This is a genomic window from Paracraurococcus ruber (assembly GCF_004353985.1).
GTDB classification, from domain to species: domain Bacteria; phylum Pseudomonadota; class Alphaproteobacteria; order Acetobacterales; family Acetobacteraceae; genus Paracraurococcus; species Paracraurococcus ruber.
In genome coordinates, this window is record NZ_SMOA01000425.1 from 1 (window position 1) to 3,238 (window position 3,238).

5 protein-coding genes are annotated in these 3,238 nt (G+C 73.3%); 1 reads left to right on the forward strand and 4 read right to left on the reverse strand.

What is annotated here, in order from left to right:
- From E2C05_RS30160 to E2C05_RS30175, 4 genes are all read right to left on the reverse strand, one after another.
- Positions 1-188, reverse strand: a 188-nt coding sequence (locus E2C05_RS30160) for a hypothetical protein (RefSeq protein WP_205083181.1), incomplete at its 3' end; no start/stop codon positions are given.
- Complete coding sequence (rnc, locus tag E2C05_RS30165; RefSeq protein WP_133223309.1) at positions 185-859, reverse strand: ribonuclease III; 675 nt, start codon at positions 857-859, stop codon at positions 185-187. The genes E2C05_RS30160 and rnc, both read right to left, overlap by 4 nt.
- A gap of 10 nt (positions 860-869) precedes the next feature.
- On the reverse strand, positions 870-1,610 hold the full coding sequence (lepB, locus tag E2C05_RS30170) for a signal peptidase I (protein ID WP_133223312.1): 741 nt from the start codon (positions 1,608-1,610) through the stop codon (positions 870-872).
- A gap of 160 nt (positions 1,611-1,770) precedes the next feature.
- Positions 1,771-2,535 carry an SDR family oxidoreductase gene (locus E2C05_RS30175; RefSeq protein WP_133223310.1) on the reverse strand — a complete coding sequence of 255 codons (765 nt, stop codon included), beginning with the start codon at positions 2,533-2,535 and terminating at the stop codon, positions 1,771-1,773.
- Positions 2,536-2,739: 204 nt separating this feature from the next.
- On the opposite strand from E2C05_RS30175, the gene E2C05_RS30180 reads away from it, so the two are divergent.
- Positions 2,740-3,132, forward strand: a complete 393-nt coding sequence (locus E2C05_RS30180; protein ID WP_133223311.1) for a RidA family protein — start codon at positions 2,740-2,742, stop codon at positions 3,130-3,132.
- Positions 3,133-3,238 lie beyond the last annotated feature (106 nt).

Here is a 3,238-nt window from a genome sequence, read left to right on the forward strand (position 1 = left end):
CCATCGCCCTCGTCCGGCGTGCCGGCATCGCCGGCCGCGCCGGTGCCGGCCGCCGCCTCCGCCACGGCACCGGCATCGCCGTCGCGCCGATGGTCGCCGCCGGCCGTGCCCGGCATGGCCGCGTCGCCCTCGGTCCCGCCGGCATCGGCGGGCGCCTGCGGGCCTGGCCCGTCCTGTGTCCCGCTCATCCGCGCTTGAGTCCGGCCAGCCAGGCCTCGGCCGCCGCCTGTTCCGCCGCGCGCTTGGTGGCGCCCTCGCCCTCCGCCTCCCGCCCCGCGGCGGCGACCGTCACCTTGAAGACCGGGCTGTGCGCCGGCCCTTCCGAGGAGGTCAGGACATAGACAGGCAGGCCCAGGCCACGCCCCAGCGTCCATTCCTGCAGCCGGCTCTTGGCCGGCAGCGGCGGCTTGCGGTGCTCCTCCAGCAGGCCGGACCATTCGCGGCGGACGAAGCCACGCGCCGCCTCCAGCCCGCCATCTAGGTAGATCGCGCCCAGCACCGCCTCCAACGCATCGGACAGGATGTTCACCCAGGTGCGGAAGCCCTGCTGCCGGTAGCTCTCCGGCATCTTCAGGGCGGCCGCCAGGTCCAGGCGCTCGGCGATGCCGGCCAGCGCCTCGGCCGAGATCAGCGCCGAGAGCCGCTTGCCGAGATCGCCCTCCCGCTCCGCCGGGAAGCGCTCCACCAGCCATTCCGCGACGATCAGGCCCAGCACCCGGTCGCCGACGAATTCCAGCCGCTCGTTCGACGACAGGCGGCTGCCCTGGGTGGCGGAGGAATGGGTCAGCGCCTGGGCCAGCAGCTCCGGCCGGGCGAATTCATGGCCCAGCTTCGCGGCGAAGGCCGCCTCGGCCGTCATCCCCTCACGCTCACCGCACCCCGGAGAACAGCCGGTCCCAGCGGATCGCCATCGGCCATGCCCACACCTCCCACCAGGCGGCGCGGTTGCCGTCGATCGAGAAGAAGATGAACTCGGCCCGGCCGACCAGGTTCTCCACCGGGATGAAGCCCACCGCGCTCGGCACCCGGCTGTCCAGGCTGTTGTCGCGGTTGTCGCCCATGGCGAAGACGTGGTTCTCCGGCACCCGGAATTCCTGGGTGTTGTCGAGCGCGCCGTCGTCCGACTGCTCGACGATGGCATGCACCCGGCCGCCCGGCAGCGTCTCGCGGAACTGGCGGACCGTCATGCGGCTCTCGCGGTCCTCGGCGACCGTGGTCCCCACCGGCTCCCGCTTCACCGCCTGGCCGTTCACGTGCAGCACGCCGCGGATGACCTGGATGCGGTCGCCGGGCAGGCCGATGATGCGCTTGATGTAGTCCTGGCTGGGGTCGCGCGGCAGCTTGAACACCGCCACGTCGCCACGGTCCGGCAGGCTGCCCAAGATCCGCCCGGAGAACAGGTTCGGCCCGAAGGGCATCGAATAGCGCGAATAGCCGTAGGAATACTTGGAGACGAAGAGATAGTCACCCACCAGCAGAGTCGGGATCATCGAGCCCGAGGGGATGTTGAACGGCTCGAAGGCGATGGTGCGGATGCCGATGGCGATCAGGCCGGCATAGAGGATGGTCTTGACGCTTTCCAGCCAGCCACCGGACTTCTTCTTCGCCATGGAGGTGCTCAAGGGGATCACCGCTGGGTTCAAGCCCGCGGGTCGGGCCCCCGGCGGGGGCGGCGGGTCAGGCCGGCGGATGAAGCCTGCCGGGGGGTGGGGTGTCAAGAAACGGTCCGTGTCGGTTCGCCCGGCCCCCGGCCGTGGCCCCGCCCGCCCGTCACGGCATGAAGCTGCCGCCGCCGACATCGAGGGTGGCGCCGGTCAGGTAGCCGGCATCGTCGGAGGCCAGGAAGGCGGCGACCGCCGCCACATCCGCCGGCGTCCCCACCCGGCCGAGCGGCACATTGGCGAGGAAGGCGGCATTGGCGGCGTCGGTGGTGCCGCGCGCCATCGGCGTGTCGATCCGCCCCGGGGCGATGCTGTTCACCGTGATGCCGTCCGGGCCGCATTCCACCGCCAGGCTGCGGGCGAGGCCCGTCAGCCCGCTCTTCGCCGCGGCGTAATGGGCACCGGCGATCTGGCTCTTCGCCCGCGCCGCTTGGCTGGTCAGCATGATGATACGGCCCCAGCGCCGCGCCCGCATGGGCGGCAGGCAGGCCTGGGTGACGAGGAAGGCGCCGGTCAGGTTCACCGCCAGCACGCGGCGCCATTCCTCGGCCGGCATGTCCCGCACCTTGCGGGCGCGGCCATCCGGCCCCTTGGGCGAGATGCCGGCATTGTTCACCAGGATCGCAAGCCGGTCCCAATCCCTGCCCAGCACCGCGGGCAGGCCGGCGACCGCTTCGTCGTCGGCAACGTCCAGCCGGATGGCGCGGGCGGAGAGGCCGCGGGCGCGCAGCGCCCCGGCGGTCGCCTCCACCTCCTCGATCACATCCGCCAGCACCACCGGGTGCCCGGCCTCGGCCAGTCGGGCGGCGATGCCGGCGCCGATGCCGCGCGCGGCGCCGGTGATGAGGGCGAGGCGATCCTGTCCAGACGTCATGCGATGCGCCCTCCCCGCTTTGCCGATGCCGGCTGGCCCGGGCGCCGGATCCCGCAGGCGGCGCCAGGCTGTTGGTGGCAGGGCGGCGCCACGCGGCCCGGCGTTCACGCCGCGCCAGGATCCGCCCTATCCTCATCCGGGCCAGGGTGGCCCATGCGGCCCGGCCGGTCGAGCCATGCACCGCCCCCGGGACGAGGACCCGCCATGCTCGAGATCGCCCGCTTCCTGCTGCCCGGGGCGCCGCAACGCGTCGCGCCCTTCTCCCACGCCGTCCGGGCCGGCGATGTCCTGTTCGTCACCGGCCAGATGCCAACCCTGCCCGGCGGCGGCATGGTGCTGGTCGAGGGCGGGATCGAGGCGCAGACGCGCCAGGTGATCGCCAACCTGAAGACCGTGCTGGACGGCAGCGGCGGGCAGTGGGAGCGGACGGTCTTCGCCCGCGTCTACCTGACGGCGTTCGAGCGCGACTATGCCGCCATGAATGCGGTGTGGGAGGCCAGCTTCCCGCCGGGCGGGTTGCCCGCCCGCACCTGCGTCGGCGTCACCGCGCTGGCGGTCGGCGCCTTGGTGGAGATCGACCTCGTCGTCGCGCTGTGATGGGCGCCCCGCCCGGCCCGATGCGTCAAGGCCCCTGGCCGGGCGGGCCGGCGCCGCGAGCCTCGGCCGCCGGCGTGTCGCGGGCAGCGCTGCGCGCCACGGCGCG